General features: G+C 70.3%; 15 protein-coding genes. 2 read left to right on the plus strand and 13 right to left on the minus strand.

Going from position 1 to position 13719, the window contains the following annotated elements; all coding sequences use genetic code 11:
* Positions 1–314: 314 nt before the first annotated feature.
* The 12 genes from ASD66_RS00005 to argC form a co-directional block, all read right to left on the minus strand.
* Positions 315–1385: an alpha-hydroxy acid oxidase gene (locus ASD66_RS00005; RefSeq protein ID WP_056889683.1), complete on the minus strand. Its 1071-nt coding sequence runs from the start codon at positions 1383–1385 to the stop codon at positions 315–317.
* A 10-nt stretch (positions 1386–1395) separates the two neighbouring features.
* On the minus strand, positions 1396–2670 hold the full coding sequence (tyrS, locus tag ASD66_RS00010; protein WP_056889684.1) for a tyrosine--tRNA ligase: 1275 nt from the start codon (positions 2668–2670) through the stop codon (positions 1396–1398).
* 79 nt (positions 2671–2749) lie between these two features.
* Entirely contained in the window at positions 2750–3394 is a 645-nt protein-coding gene (locus ASD66_RS00015) for an FMN-binding negative transcriptional regulator (RefSeq protein ID WP_056889685.1), read from the minus strand.
* Between the two features lie 7 nt (positions 3395–3401).
* The gene (locus ASD66_RS00020) at positions 3402–4001 is read right to left on the minus strand and encodes a DNA-3-methyladenine glycosylase (protein WP_056890509.1); all 600 of its coding nucleotides are present in this window, start codon (positions 3999–4001) and stop codon (positions 3402–3404) included.
* A 16-nt stretch (positions 4002–4017) separates the two neighbouring features.
* Entirely contained in the window at positions 4018–5448 is a 1431-nt protein-coding gene (gene argH, locus ASD66_RS00025) for an argininosuccinate lyase (RefSeq protein ID WP_056686837.1), read from the minus strand.
* A 68-nt stretch (positions 5449–5516) separates the two neighbouring features.
* On the minus strand, positions 5517–6035 hold the full coding sequence (locus ASD66_RS00030; RefSeq protein ID WP_056686840.1) for an arginine repressor: 519 nt from the start codon (positions 6033–6035) through the stop codon (positions 5517–5519).
* A complete protein-coding gene (gene argF, locus ASD66_RS00035; protein ID WP_056686844.1) occupies positions 6032–6955 on the minus strand; it encodes an ornithine carbamoyltransferase in 924 nt (307 codons plus the stop codon). The genes ASD66_RS00030 and argF overlap by 4 nt, the downstream gene beginning before the upstream one ends.
* Positions 6952–8133 (minus strand): acetylornithine transaminase, encoded by a 1182-nt coding sequence (locus ASD66_RS00040; RefSeq protein ID WP_056889686.1) that lies wholly within the window; start codon positions 8131–8133, stop codon positions 6952–6954. The genes argF and ASD66_RS00040 overlap by 4 nt, the downstream gene beginning before the upstream one ends.
* A complete protein-coding gene (gene argB, locus ASD66_RS00045) occupies positions 8133–9068 on the minus strand; it encodes an acetylglutamate kinase (protein WP_056889687.1) in 936 nt (311 codons plus the stop codon). Before argB ends, ASD66_RS00040 begins: the two co-directional genes overlap by 1 nt.
* Positions 9065–10216, minus strand: coding sequence for a bifunctional glutamate N-acetyltransferase/amino-acid acetyltransferase ArgJ (argJ, locus tag ASD66_RS00050; RefSeq protein ID WP_056889688.1), 1152 nt, complete (start codon positions 10214–10216; stop codon positions 9065–9067). Before argJ ends, argB begins: the two co-directional genes overlap by 4 nt.
* Positions 10213–10644, minus strand: coding sequence for an ACT domain-containing protein (locus ASD66_RS00055; RefSeq protein ID WP_056686856.1), 432 nt, complete (start codon positions 10642–10644; stop codon positions 10213–10215). Before ASD66_RS00055 ends, argJ begins: the two co-directional genes overlap by 4 nt.
* Positions 10641–11681 (minus strand): N-acetyl-gamma-glutamyl-phosphate reductase, encoded by a 1041-nt coding sequence (gene argC, locus ASD66_RS00060; protein WP_056686858.1) that lies wholly within the window; start codon positions 11679–11681, stop codon positions 10641–10643. The genes ASD66_RS00055 and argC overlap by 4 nt, the downstream gene beginning before the upstream one ends.
* A 72-nt stretch (positions 11682–11753) precedes the next feature.
* On the opposite strand from argC, the gene ASD66_RS00065 reads away from it, so the two are divergent.
* Entirely contained in the window at positions 11754–12545 is a 792-nt protein-coding gene (locus tag ASD66_RS00065; RefSeq protein ID WP_056686861.1) for a maleylpyruvate isomerase family mycothiol-dependent enzyme, read from the plus strand.
* Positions 12545–13039, plus strand: a complete 495-nt coding sequence (locus ASD66_RS00070) for a DinB family protein (RefSeq protein WP_056686864.1) — start codon at positions 12545–12547, stop codon at positions 13037–13039. Before ASD66_RS00065 ends, ASD66_RS00070 begins: the two co-directional genes overlap by 1 nt.
* Positions 13040–13106: 67 nt before the next feature.
* Here the strand turns inward: ASD66_RS00070 and ASD66_RS00075 are convergent, their stop codons facing one another.
* Positions 13107–13631, minus strand: coding sequence for a gamma carbonic anhydrase family protein (locus ASD66_RS00075; RefSeq protein ID WP_056889689.1), 525 nt, complete (start codon positions 13629–13631; stop codon positions 13107–13109).
* Positions 13632–13719: the final 88 nt, after the last annotated feature.

The raw sequence follows: 13719 nt of genomic DNA on the forward strand, positions 1-13719 counted from the left end.
CGCACCCAGCCTCACGACCAAGCCCCGGGGCAACCTGACAAAACTTACCGGAGTGAGATTCGCACAGTCAAACTGAGCGGATCCAGCTTCGGTTCCTGATCCGGCGCACGAAGTGAGACTGATTTCTTTGGCCTCTCGGCACCTGGAAACCAGTCTCACGCAGACGTAGATCAGGGGGTGGCCGCCCGGTCCGGAGCCTCGCCTCTCGGCTTTGCTTCCCGGCGCTCGCTGGCGACAAAGAGAACATTATGCGAGGGCCAACAGACGGTCAAATCGAGACGACGTGACGGCGACCACATTAGCGTTTGTGCAGGTCAGAGGCCCTTTGGCGAAATAGGCGCTGCGGCGTCGACCGCTTCTGCCGGCGTACGGGCTCCCGCCAGGCGCAGCGCTTCGACCAGTTGCTCGGTCAGCGCCTCGTGCATCCGGTGCAGTTGTTCGGTGCCGCCGACCAGCGCCCACAGCGGCAGCCGACCGAGGAACGCACAGTCGGCGCCGAGCGAGAGGGCACCCATGATGTCGAGCCCGGAATGGACTCCCCCGTCGACGTACACCTGGGCGGAGCCGTCGCCGGCGGACCGCACGGCACGGGCGACGGCCGGCAGGGCCTGGGCCGTACTCACGGCTCGGTCCAGCTGGCGCCCACCATGGTTGGAGACCCAGACCGCGGCCGCTCCCGCCTCCACGCACGCCACCGCGTCGTCGGGGTGCAGCACGCCCTTGACCACCACCGGCAGCCCGGTCAGCTCACGTACGTGGGCGATGTCGTCGGTGCCGAGATTGCGGGCCTTGGCCGCGGCGGCCGCTTCATCCTGTCCGTCGGAGAAGTTCACCCGGAGCAGGGAGGGATCGAGTTCGTACCAGACCGTGGGTCCGTCGTCGTACTTCGTGCCGACCACCGGGGTGTCCAGGGTGAGCACGACCGCGGAGGCACCGGCGGAGACCGCGCGGGTCAGCAGCGGCTCCGCGAGCGCACGGTCCTCGGGCACGTACGCCTGCAGCCACCAACGCACCCCGGTCGCGCCGATGTCGTCGAACGGTGTACCGGCGTTGCTCGACACGACCATCAGGGAGCCGGCCTCGGCGGCGGCGCGTGCCATCGCCAGCTCACCGTCGGGATGCGCCGCGCGTTGCAGGGTTGTCGGTGCGACGGCGTACGGCACTGCGAGGTCAGCGCCGAGCACCGAGGTCGTCAGGTCGACCTCGCGGACGTCGCGCAGCACCCGTGGGACGAACCGGATCGACCGCCAGGCCTCCCGGGCCTCCGAGGCGGTCAGGCCCTCCCCCGCCCCTTGCTGGAAATAGCGGAAGACCGGAGCGGGCAGCGCCTGCCGTGCCGTCTCCTCGAGTCCGTCCAGCCAGCGCGCGTCCACTCCGGTCTCCATCAGCCGGGCCTCAGTCCCGCGCCTCGACGCCGACCATGGTCTTCTTGCCCCGTCGCAGGACCAGCCACGAGCCCCCGATGAAGTCGGACTCCACAGGGACGTAGTCGGGGTCCTCGATGCGCACGTTGTTGAGGTAGGCACCACCCTCGCCGATCGTGCGGCGCGCGTCCCCGTTGCTCTTGGCCAGCCCCGAGGTGACCATCAGCGCCACGACGTCTGGGACACCGTCTGCCCTCGAGAAGGAACCGGCCCCTGCCTCGCGCAACGCCGCGCCCAGCGTGGAAGGGCTCAGTGTCGTCAGGTCGCCGCGCCCGAACAGCGCCTGGGCCGCCGCCTTGGCGTGCTCGGTCTCCTCCGCACCGTGCACGAGGGTGGTGACTGCGTCGGCGAGGGCCTTCTGACCGGCGCGCAGGAACGGCTTCTCGGCCGTCTGCGCCTCGAGGTCCTCGATCTCCTGGCGGCTGAGGAAGGTGAAGATGCGCAGCAGCTCGCCGACCTTCTCGTCCTCGACGTTGAGCCAGAACTGGTGGAAGGCGTAGGGCGACATCATCGCCGGGTCGAGCCACAGGGCCCCACCCTCGGTCTTGCCGTATTTCGTGCCGTCGGCCTTGGTGATCAACGGCGTCGCGAAGGCGTGGGCGGTGGCCCCGTCGGAGCGGCGGATCAGCTCGACGCCGCCGGTGAGGTTGCCCCACTGGTCGGACCCGCCGAACTGGAGGGTGACGCCGTGCTGGCGGTGAAGGGTCAGGAAGTCCATCGACTGCAACAGGATGTAACTGAACTCGGTGTAGCTGATGCCCGACTCGAGGCGCCGCTTCACCGTCTCACGGGCCAGCATCCGGTTCACCGGGAAGTGCTTGCCGATGTCGCGCAGGAAGTCGATCACCGACATCGACTCGGTCCAGTCGTGGTTGTTCACCATCGTCGCTGCGTTCTCACCGTCGAAGGCGAGGAACGGCTCGATCTGGCGGCGTACCCGCTCGACCCACTCCTTGACGGTGTCGGCCGAGTTGAGGGTGCGCTCCCCCGAGTCGCGCGGGTCACCGATCATGCCGGTCGCGCCACCGACCAGGGCGTACGGCGTGTGGCCGGCGTCCTGGAGTCGCTTGGCAGTGATGATCTGCACCAGGTTGCCCATGTGGAGGCTCGGCGCGGTCGGGTCGAAGCCCACGTAGAACTTCACGCTCCCCGCGGAGAGCGCTTCACGCAGCGCGTCCGGGTCCGTCGAGTGGGCGATCAGTCCGCGCCACTCGAGGTCGTCGAGGAGGTTCGGGTCGGTGGGCAACGTGGTTCCTTCCGCAGGAAGTCGAGAAGTGGTCCGGGGCCAAGCCTGCCCCATCACCGGTGTCGTGGGGTAGCCGGTTTCACTCGTCGGTCCCTGCCCCCTCCTCGGAGGTGGAGCCTGCGCGCAGGTGTGCCACGGCCGCACGGTCGCCAGGCCCGTCGCGCTGCGCCAGCGCGTCGGCGATGCCCTGTCGTTGGGCGGCCGGCTTGTTGCCGCCGTACTTCTGCTTGGCCCGGACGTGGTCGATCCGGATTCGGAGCCCGCGGATTCCGGGCAGCTGCCGGCGGTCGGACTCGATCGTCGGGCTGGGCGTGACCCGCGTCGAGCCCGGCGGTTCGAAGTGCGCCAGCTGTCGGGCGAGGATGTCTGCCTTCGCCTCGGGGTCGTCGATCACCGTCGCATGCCCGTGCAGCTGGAGAGCCGAGTAGTAGGACGTCGGCACGCCGAGCGCGGGATCGTCGCCCGGGTCGGAGTTCATCGCGGCGTCGACGTAGGTCCAGTCGCCGATCAACGAGAGGACCACACGGTCATCGGACTCCAACGCCCGCCAGACCGGGTTCGGCCGGGCGAGGTGGAGCAGGACCTCGTCGCCCTCGACGATGAAGTGGGTCGGCACGATGACGGGCCAGCCGTCGACATGGCCGGCGGTGACGAGCTGGCCGAAGTCGTTGCCGGGCACGAGTCGGTGCCAGTCGTCGACGGAGTCCCAAGGATGGATCAGCATGGCTCGATCATGCCTTCCGTGCGCGGGGCTTGGCGGGGCGGTAGGCAGAGACGGTCGGATCGTCGGTCAACCAGAAGCGCCAGGGCCAGTCGGGGGCGAGCCGCAGCCCCACCCGAGGACCGGTGCTGATCGCCGAGGTCGGCGCGGCTGCTGACAGGGCCAGCGTGATCGGGCCGGTGGACAGGTCGTTGCCGTCGTCGTCCAGGCCGATGCCGAGCGCCGTGCACAGGCGGGCCGGTCCCCGGGCCAGGTCGCGGTCGCTGCTCCTCGGACGACGCGACCTCGCCACCTCGACACCACTGACCACCTCGCCGGCCCGCAACAGCACGGCCCCGGCGGTGCCCTCCTCACGACACACGACGTTGGCGCACACGTGCATGCCGTAGGTGAAGGAGCAGTAGAGGTGACCGGGTGGGCCGAACATCACCCCGTTGCGACGCGTCCGACCACCATAGGCGTGCGAGCCCGGGTCGTTCGCACCGTCGTACGCCTCGACCTCGGTGAGCCGCACGGCGACGTCGCCGTGCGAGACCACGGCGCCGAGCAGCAGCGGGGCCACCTCGAGCGGTGCCCCCGCGAGTACGTCGAGACCGGTCGGTCGGGACACGTTCCCGCGCTGCCCCTCAGGACTCGCCGAGCCGGCCGCGGTGCGCCGCCGCGGCCGCACCGAGCTCGGCCAGCTGCTCGCGCACCCGGTCGGGTGCGGTGCCGCCGCGGCCGTTGCGCGAGGCCACGGATCCCCCGGCGGTCAGCACGTCGCGGACCGCGGGAGTGAGGGTCGGGTGGATCTCGGCGAACTGCTCGTCGCTGAGCTCGTGCAGCTCGATGCCGAGCTCCTCGCAGCGGCGCACGCAGGCCCCTGCGACCTCGTGGGCGATGCGGAACGCAACGCCCTCCCGCACCAGCCACTCGGCGATGTCGGTGGCCAGCGAGAAGCCCTGCGGGGCCAGCTCGGCCATCCGCTCGGTGTTGAAGGTGAGCGTGGCGACCATGCCGGTGAAGGCCGGCAGCAGCACCTCGAGGGTGTCGACGGAGTCGAAGACAGGCTCTTTGTCCTCCTGCAGGTCGCGGTTGTAGGCCAGGGGCAGCGCCTTCAGCGTGGCCAGGAGCCCGCCCACGTTGCCGATCAGGCGACCGGCCTTGCCGCGCGCCAGCTCGGCGATGTCGGGGTTCTTCTTCTGCGGCATGATGCTCGACCCGGTCGACCACGAGTCGTGGAGCTTGACGAACTCGAACTCGCGCGTCGACCAGAGGATGACCTCCTCGGCCAGGCGGCTGACGTCGACCCCGATCATCGCGGTGAAGAAGGCGAACTCGGCCACGAAGTCGCGGGCCGCCGTGCCGTCGATCGAGTTGGCGGTGGAACCGCTGAAGCCCAGCTCCGCGGCCACGCGTTCGGGGTCGAGGCCCAGGCTCTGGCCGGCCAGTGCCCCCGAGCCGTACGGCGAGTCGGCGGCGACCCGGGCGTCCCAGTCGCGGATCCGCTCGACGTCGCGCAGCAGCGGCCAGGCGTGGGCCAGCAGGTGGTGGCTGAGCAGCACCGGCTGGGCGTGCTGGAGGTGCGTGCGGCCGGGCATGATCGCGCCCAGGTGGGCGTCGGCCTGGGCCTGCAGCGCGTCGACCAGGTCGAGCACCTGACCAGCGATCACCTTCGCGTGGTCACGGAGGAACACCTTGAACAGGGTGGCGATCTGGTCGTTGCGGGAGCGTCCGGCGCGCAGTCGTCCGCCGACGTCCGGCCCGACCTCTTCGAGCAGGAGCCGCTCGAGGGCGCCGTGCACGTCCTCGTCGCCGGGGTCGGGGGCGAGGTCGCCGGCGGCGTACTTCTCCCCGAGGGCGCCGAGTCCGCGCAGGAGCTCGGCGTGGTCGGCGTCGGTGAGGAACCCGGCGGCGTGCAGCACGTTGGCGTGCGCGCGCGACCCGGCCAGGTCATAGGGCGTCAGGCGCCAGTCGAAGTGGGTGGAGCGGGACAGGGCGTCGAGCTCGGGGCTCGGACCGCTCCCGAAGCGTCCGCCCCAGAGCTTGCCGGTGTTGGTGGTGCTGTCCTGGGTCACGGGAGTCCTCGGTGTCGGTCGGGGTGGGTGGCGGATGGGCGCGCAGTGTCTGTGGAGGTGGGCGGCGGTCACGCCGTACGGCTGTTGGCGAAGCCCAGGAAGCGTTGCGCCAGCGCATCGCCCCCGGTGGGGGTGCGGCCGATCACCAGCACGGTGTCGTCGCCGGCGATGGTGCCGAGCACGTCGCCGATCTCGGCCTTGTCGAACGCGGAGGCGAGGAACTGCGCGGCCCCCGGTGGGGTGCGAAGGACGACCAGGTTGGCGCTCGCCTCGGCACTGACCAGGAGCTCGGCGCACAGGCGTGCCAGTCGGGCGTTGGCCGCCGAGCTGTCGCGCGGGCTGGTCGGAGTGCGGTCGCCACCCTCGGCGGGCACGGCATAGACCAGGCCACCGTCGCGAGCGCGGACCTTGACCGCGTCGAGCTCGACGAGGTCGCGCGACAGCGTCGCCTGGGTCGCGTTGACGCCGCGGGCCGCGAGGAACTCGGCCAGCTCGACCTGGGACTTGACCTCCTGGTGTGCGAGCAGCTCGATGATCAGCTGCTGGCGCGCGTTCTTGGTCAACGGTGTGAGCGCCTGCTCGTTCATCGTCGGGCCTCCAACCACATCATCACGGCCTTCTGGGCGTGTCGACGGTTCTCCGCCTCCTGCCACACGACGCTGTCGGGGCCGTCGATCAGCTCGGCCTCGATCTCCTTGCCGCGGTACGCCGGCAGGCAGTGCATGGCGATCGCGTCGGACTTGGCGTGGGCCAGGAGCGCACTGGTCAGGGAGTACGGCGCGAGCGCGGCCAGGCGGTCGGCCGACTCAGCCTCCTTGCCCATCGAGACCCACGTGTCGGTGATGACGATGTCGGCTCCGGCGACCGCGGCGACCGGGTCGCGCTCGAGGCCGACCGATCCCCCGGTCTCGGCGGCGATCTTGGCCGCGTGGCCGACGATCGACTCGCTGGGCTCGTAGCCCTCCGGCGAGCTGACCACCACGTGCATGCCCGCCGTGGCGCCGGCGATCAACCACGAGTTGCCCATGTTGCAGGCCCCGTCGCCGACGAACGTCGCACGCAGCCCGGCCAGCGGCCCCTTGCGCTCGATCACGGTGAGCAGGTCGGCCAGCAGCTGGCAGGGGTGGAAGTCGTCGCTGAGCGCGTTGATCACCGGGATGCCGGCCCACGCTGCCATCGTCTCGAGCCGTGCGTGGTCGTTGGTGCGCCACACGACCTGCGCGACCTGCCCGGCCAGCACGCGGGCGACGTCCTCGACCGACTCGCGGACCCCGATCTGGGCGAGGTCTCCGTTGATCACCATCGCGTTGCCGCCGAGCTCGGCGATGCCGGCGGAGAACGACGTCTGGGTGCGCAGGGTCGGCTTGTCGAAGATCATCGCGACCGTGCGCGGACCGGCCAGCGGCTTGTGGTCGTAGGGCGCCGCCTTGAGCTCGACCGCGAGGGCCAGCACCTCGGCCTGCTCGGCCGGCGTCAGGTCGTCGTCGCGCAGCAGGTGGCGGGTCATGGCACGACTCCGACTCCGGCCGCGTCGAGAATCCCGGGCCAGGCTGCGAGGAACGAGTCGACGTCCGCATCTGTGAGCACCAGCGGCGGGGCGAGGCGGATCCGGTCCGGCGTCGGGTTGTTGATGATGAAGCCCTGCTCGAGGGCAGCGGCGGTCACCGCGGCCGAGGACTCCGAGCTGAGGGTGAGCCCGATCAGCAGGCCCGAACCCCGCACCTCGGTGACCCGCGGGTCGGCGGCCAGGCCGGCGCTCAGCTTGTCGCCGACCGCGGCGACCCGGGTGAGCAGGTCATCGGCCTCGATGGTGTGCAGCACGGCCAGTGCGGCCGCGGTCGCGACCGGGTTACCGCCGAAGGTGGTGCCGTGGTTGCCGGGCTCGAGCAGGGTGCCGGCCTCGCCGAGCGCGATCGTGGCGCCGATCGGGATGCCACCACCCAGTCCCTTGGCCAGCGTGATGATGTCGGGCGTGACACCGGAGTCGGCGTACGCGAACCAGGCGCCGGTGCGGGCGATGCCGGTCTGGATCTCGTCGAACCAGAGCAGGGCGCCGTGCTCGGTGGTGATCCTGCGGGCCTCGGCGAGGTAACCCTCGGGTGCCACGTTGACGCCGGCCTCACCCTGCATGGGCTCGAGGATCACCGCTGCCGTGCGGTCGGTGACGGCCGCGGCCAACGCCTCGGAGTCGCCGTACGGCACGAAAGTGACGTCGCCGGGCAACGGCTCGAACGGCTCGCGGTAGGCGGCCTTCGAGGTGAGCGCGAGGGCGCCCATCGTGCGGCCGTGGAAGGCGTTCTCGGCGGCCACCACGTGGGTACGGCCGGTGCGCCGGGTCAGCTTGAAGGCGGCTTCGTTGGCCTCGGCGCCGGAGTTGGAGAAGAACACCTTGCCGGTGGGGTCACCGGCAAGCTGGAGCAGCTTCTCGGCCAGCTCGATCTGGGGCTGGCTGGCGAAGAAGTTCGAGATGTGGCCGAGGGTCTTGAGCTGGTCGGTGACCGCCTCGACCAGGGCCGGGTGGCCATGGCCGAGCGCGTTGACGGCGATGCCGCCCAGCAGGTCGACGTACTCCTTGCCGTCGGCGTCCCACACGTGCGCGCCCTCCCCACGGGTCAGCACCAGCTTGGGCGGACCGAAGGTGTTCATGATGGAGGCGGCGTACCGCTCTGGCCACGTGGCGGTCATCAGGACTCCTTCTGCACGGGAGGGTTCTTGGCCTGCCGGATCACGGTGTCGACGCCGGGCAGCACCTGGGTGCCGATGCCCTCGTCTGTGAAGAGCTCGAGGAGTACGGCGTGCGGCTCGCGGCCGTCGACGACCGTCGCCCGCTTCACGCCGTCACGCACGGCCTGGAGGCAGGCCTGCATCTTCGGCACCATGCCGCTGGCCAGCGAGGGCATCAGGGTCTCGAGGCCCTCGGGGCTGATCTGGCCGATCACGTCGGAGCTGTTCGGCCAGTCGCGGTAGAGGCCCTCGACGTCGGTGAGCACGAGCAGCTTCTCGGCACCCAGGGCCGCGGCGAGCGCCGCCGCGGCGGTGTCCGCGTTGACGTTGTGCACCAGTCCGGCCTCGTCGGGTGCCACGCTGGAGATCACCGGCACCCGGCCGGCCTCGACCAGGTCGAGCACGGACTCGGGGCGCACCCTCGCCACCTCACCGACCAGGCCGAGATCGACCTCTTCGCCGTCGACGATGGTGTTGGTGGGCTCGGCGGTGAACAGGCCGGCGTCCTCACCGGAGAGGCCGACCGCGATCGGACCGTGCTGGTTGACCAGCCCGACCAGCTCGCGCTGGACCTGCCCGACGAGCACCATGCGTACGACGTCCATGGCCTCGGGCGTGGTGACCCGCAGGCCACCGCGGAACTCGGACTCGATGCCGAGGCGGTCGAGCATCTTGGAGATCTGGGGGCCGCCGCCGTGCACCACGACCGGCTTGAAGCCGGCGAACCGGAGGAAGGCGATGTCTTCGGCGAACGCCTTCTTCAAGGTGTCGTCGGTCATCGCGTTGCCGCCGTACTTGATGACGACGATCTTGCCGTTGTAGGCCTTCAGCCAGGGCAGGGCCCCGGCCAGCGTTGCGGCCTTGGCGGTCTCGGGACTCTGTTCGGTGTCTGTCATGAGGAGTACGCGCTGTTCTCGTGGACGTAGGCGTGGGTCAGGTCGTTGGTCCAGACCGTGGCCCGCTCGTTGCCTGACTTGAGGTCGATGGTGACGGTGACGTCGCGACCGGTGAGGTCGACGCCGGCGGGGTCCTCGGCAGGGGTGCTCTTGCGGCAGACCCACACGCCGTTCATCGCGACGTCGAGGTCGGCCGGGTCGAAGGCGGCCTGCGTGGTGCCGAGGCTGGCCAGCACGCGTCCCCAGTTGGGGTCGTTGCCGAAGACCGCGGCCTTGAACAGGTTGCTGCGCGCCACCGAGCGGCCCGCCTCGACGGCGTCGTCCTCGGAAGCCGCGTTGAGCACGGTGATCGCGATCTCGTGGTCGGCGCCCTCGGCGTCCTTGAGCAGCTGCATGGCGAGGTCGGTGCAGGCCTGGGTGATCGCGTCGGTGAAGTCAGCGAGGGTCGGCGTGATGCCGGAGGCTCCGCTGGCCATCACCGTGACGGTGTCGTTGGTGCTCATGCAGCCGTCGGAGTCGAGCCGGTCGAAGCTGACCCGGGTCGCGGCGCGCAGTGCCTGGTCGAGGTCCGCGGCGGGGACGACGGCGTCGGTGGTGAGCACCACGAGCATGGTGGCCAGCTGCGGTGCCAGCATGCCCGCGCCCTTGGCCATGCCGCCGATCTTCCAACCGGCGCCCTCGATGACGACCTTCTTGCTCACGCTGTCGGTGGTCATGATCGCCTCGGCCGCGTCGACGCCCCCGTCGACGGAGAGTGCGGCATGGGCCGCGTCGACACCGTCGAGGAGGTTCTGGCGCGGGTTGGCGAGACCGATCAGGCCGGTCGAGCAGACCACGACGTCGATCGCGCCGATGCCCAGCTTGCCGGCCACCTGCTCGGCGACCGCGTGGGTGGTCTGGAAGCCTTCGGTGCCGGTGTAGCAGTTGGCGCCGCCCGAGTTCAGCACGACGGCGCGCACGACGCCGTCCTTGACGACCTCCTGGCTCCACAGGATCGGGTTGGCCTTGCAGCGGTTGGCGGTGAAGACGGAGGCGGAGTCGTAGGTGGGGCCCTGGTTGACGACGAGGGCGAGGTCCTTGGCGCCGGTGGACTTGAGCCCGGCGGCGACGCCTGCGGCAGTGAATCCCTGGGGTGCGGTGACGGTCATTTCTTCTTGCTCTTTCGCGGAGGGGTGACGGGGACGGCGGCGGCAACGGTGTGCCCTCGTCGTCGCCATGCCTCGGTCGCGTCGTCGACCAAGCTCTGCGGCACCAGGATCCAGTCGGTGTCGAACGTGGAGATCGTGAAGACGCTGATCTCGGCCTCGGCCAGGGGCTGCAGCAGCTCGACCAGGACGCCGTACAGCTCGAAGTCGAGCGGGCCCTGGACGGCGAACGCGGTGAACGGCTTCTGGCTCTGCACCTTGGTCGGGACACTGCGGGTGGCGCAGACCAACGAGGTCTCGGTGGCCGTCGCGGTGATCGAGAGCAACGAGGAGGCCTCGGCCCAGTCGGGGATCTCGGCGCCCGGTGCCAGCCGGACTACGGCCAGCTTCTCGGGGAACTGCTGGAGGTTGAATGTCCGTGCGTCGGTCATGGGGCGAGTCCGATCGTGGGGAGTCCGGTGGTTTCCTCGAGTCCGAGCGCGAGGTTCATGCACTGTACGGCGGCGCCGGCCGTGCCCTTGGCTAGGTTGTCGACCGCACCGACGGCGATGAGCCGGCCGGCCGCCTCGTCGACGGTCACCTGCACGTGCACCATGTTGGAGCCGATCACCGACTTGGTCTGGGGCCACATGCCCTCGGGCAGCACGTGCACGAACGGCTCGTCGGCGTACGCCTCGGTGTAGAGGGCGTAGGCCTGCTCCGCGGTGAGGTCACCGGACAGGGGCGCCGAGACGGTGGCCAGGATGCCGCGCGGCATCGGCACCAGCATCGGGGTGAAGCTGACCTTCACCTCGGACTCGGTGAGCAGGTTGAGGTTCTGGATGATCTCGGGCGTGTGGCGGTGGACCCCGCCGACGCCGTACGCACTGGCGTTGCCCATCACCTCGCTGCCGAGCAGGTGCGTCTTGGCGGCCTTGCCGGCGCCGGTGGTGCCGCTGGCGGCGACCACGACGATGTCGTTCTGGATCACGCCGGCGCTGACCGCGGGGGCAATGGTCAGCGTCGAGACCGTCGGGTAGCAGCCGGGCACCGCGATGCGGCGGGCTCCGCGCAGCTCCTCGCGCTGCTGGGCGAGCTCGGGGATGCCGTAGGGCCAGGCCCCGGCGTGCGTGCCGCCGTAGAACTTCTCCCACACGCTTGCGTCGGTCAGCCGGAAGTCGGCCCCGCAGTCGATGACGACGACGTCGTCACCCAACGCGTTGGCCACCTCGGCGGAGGCGCCGTGCGGCAGGCCGAGGAAGACCACGTCGTGGCCGGCCAGCACCTCGGGGGTGGTGGGCTCGAGGGTGCGCCCGGCGAGCGGCACGAGGTGCGGCTGGAGACGGCCGAAGGACTCCCCCGCGTTGGAGCCGCCGGTGAGCGCCCCGATCTCGACGTTGGGATGGGCCAGCAGCAGGCGGAGGACTTCGCCGCCCGCATACCCGCTGGCCCCGGCTACTGCGACGGAGATCTTGTCGGACATGTGCATGACTATACACATGTATGCATGACATCGCATATTGGGTTTCGGGTCTGGCCGCGGACCCCTAGCGTGTGCGCCATGACGCGACTTTCGTACGACGCCTACCTCGACCACCTTCGCACGGATTCGGCTCGCTTCGCAGCGGTGCTCGCCGACGCCGACCCCACCGCACGTGTTCCTGCGTGCCCCGACTGGGACGCCGCCGACCTGCTCTGGCACCTCACCGGTGTCCAGGACTTCTGGGCGTGGATCATCGAGAACCGACCGGCCTCCCCCGACGACTACACCGAGCCCGAGCGGCCCGCGTCGTACGACGACCTGCTCGCGCTCTTCGACAAGCGGTCGGCCGCGCTGGTCACCGCCCTCGAGGCGGCCGACCCGGCGCACCCCGCCTGGACCTGGTCGACCGAGCAGACTGTCGCGTTCACGTTCCGCCGCCAGGCACACGAGGCGCTGATCCACCGGGTTGACGCCGAGCAGGCGGCCGGGCTGCCGAGCGACCTCGACGCGCGGCTGGCCGCCGACGGCGTGCAGGAGGTCCTCGACGTCATGTTCGGCGGCACTCCCCCGTGGGGCACGTTCACCGGGGGCGATCACCACGTGCGGGTCGACTCGATCGACACCGACCACCACGTGTGGGTGCAGCTGGGCCGGTTCACCGGCACCGACCCGGAGGGCACCAGCCACGACGAGGACGACATCAACGTGGTCGCCGATCCCGGGGTCGAGCCCGACGTCGTGGTGGCAGGGAAGGCGGCCGACCTCGATGCCTGGTTGTGGAGGCGCGCCGACGACTCGGCCATCACGGTGGCCGGCGAGCGGTCGACGTACGACCTTTTCCGCAGCTGCGTCAACCACCCGATCAACTGATGCTCGAGATGGTGACGGTTGGTCCCGAGCGGGCCATGTTGGTCAACATGCTCGAGATCAACCGGCAGTCGCTGATCGAGTGCGTGGAGGGGCTGTCCGAGGATGATGCGCGACGCCGGCTGGTCCCATCACTGACCACACCCCTGGCGTTGTTGAAGCACGTTGCCTGCGCCGAGCGCAGCTGGTTCCAGCGTCGGGTCGCGGCGCTGCCGGAGTCGGAGTGGGACGGCTACGGGTACGGCGACGACGCCAGCTTCGCGGTCACCGCCGACGACACGGTGGAGTCGGCGGTCGCCGAGCTGCGCGCGGCGGCCCGGCGGGGTCGCGAGATCGCCGATCCGCTGGACCTCGACTTCACGATCGAGCACGACCACTTCGGGGCGGTGAGCCTGCGCTGGATCTACCTGCACATGATCCGGGAGGTGGCCCGGCACGCAGGTCATGCCGACATCCTGCGCGAGCAGATCGAGGCCGCACCAGCCGGCAGTTCTTGATGCTCGAACCTGCAGTCCTTGCGTCGAGGCATGCGGGTTCGAGGCGCAACAACTGCAGGCTCGTGGGTCAGGCCCCGGAGATGCCGGTGCGGTGCCGTTGGGCCAGCTCGGCGTAGTACGGCGGGTTCGCCTCGACCCAGAACTCCGCCGAGGTGCCGGCGATCGGCTTCTTGACCTGTGCCGGTGATCCCGCCGCCAGTACGCCCTCGGGGATCGCGGTGCCCGGTGTCAGCAACGACCCCGCGGCCACCAGGGATCCGGCGCCCAGTGAGGTGCCGTCGAGCATCGTCGAGCCGTTGCCCAGCAACGCCTTCTCGCCGAGGGTGGCGCTGTGCACGATGCAGCTGTGCGCCACGGTCGCGCCCGCGCCGATCTCGACGACCGAGTCGGGAGTGCCGTGCACGACCGAGTTGTCCTGGATGTTGGCACCCTCGCGCACGACGATGCGGCAGTCGTCGGCGCGCAGCACCGCGCCGTACCAGACGCTGGCGCCCTTCTCGATGACGACGTCCCCGATCAGGGTGGCGGTCGGCGCGACGAACGCCTCGGGATGGACCTCCGGGCGCTTGCCCTCGAACTCGAACAATGGCATGCGCCGACCCTAAGGCTGGCCGCGTCGCGCGGCACGGTCAGGGCCGGGGCACACGTCAAGAATCCACGGTTCGGCCATCAAGAATCCA

The sequence above is a fragment of the Nocardioides sp. Root151 genome, assembly GCF_001427925.1.
Classification (GTDB): domain Bacteria; phylum Actinomycetota; class Actinomycetes; order Propionibacteriales; family Nocardioidaceae; genus Nocardioides.

Coding starts and splice junctions, on each gene's coding strand:
- ASD66_RS00005 (WP_056889683.1), bottom strand. CDS start 1,385: ATGGAGACCGGAGTGGACGCGCGCTGGCTGGACGGACTCGAGGAGACG.
- argB (WP_056889687.1), bottom strand. CDS start 9,068: ATGACAGACACCGAACAGAGTCCCGAGACCGCCAAGGCCGCAACGCTG.
- ASD66_RS00040 (WP_056889686.1), bottom strand. CDS start 8,133: ATGACCGCCACGTGGCCAGAGCGGTACGCCGCCTCCATCATGAACACC.
- ASD66_RS00015 (WP_056889685.1), bottom strand. CDS start 3,394: ATGCTGATCCATCCTTGGGACTCCGTCGACGACTGGCACCGACTCGTG.
- argC (WP_056686858.1), bottom strand. CDS start 11,681: ATGCACATGTCCGACAAGATCTCCGTCGCAGTAGCCGGGGCCAGCGGG.
- argJ (WP_056889688.1), bottom strand. CDS start 10,216: ATGACCGTCACCGCACCCCAGGGATTCACTGCCGCAGGCGTCGCCGCC.
- ASD66_RS00030 (WP_056686840.1), bottom strand. CDS start 6,035: ATGAACGAGCAGGCGCTCACACCGTTGACCAAGAACGCGCGCCAGCAG.
- argF (WP_056686844.1), bottom strand. CDS start 6,955: ATGACCCGCCACCTGCTGCGCGACGACGACCTGACGCCGGCCGAGCAG.
- ASD66_RS00075 (WP_056889689.1), bottom strand. CDS start 13,631: ATGCCATTGTTCGAGTTCGAGGGCAAGCGCCCGGAGGTCCATCCCGAG.
- ASD66_RS00070 (WP_056686864.1), top strand. CDS start 12,545: ATGCTCGAGATGGTGACGGTTGGTCCCGAGCGGGCCATGTTGGTCAAC.
- ASD66_RS00055 (WP_056686856.1), bottom strand. CDS start 10,644: ATGACCGACGCACGGACATTCAACCTCCAGCAGTTCCCCGAGAAGCTG.
- ASD66_RS00065 (WP_056686861.1), top strand. CDS start 11,754: ATGACGCGACTTTCGTACGACGCCTACCTCGACCACCTTCGCACGGAT.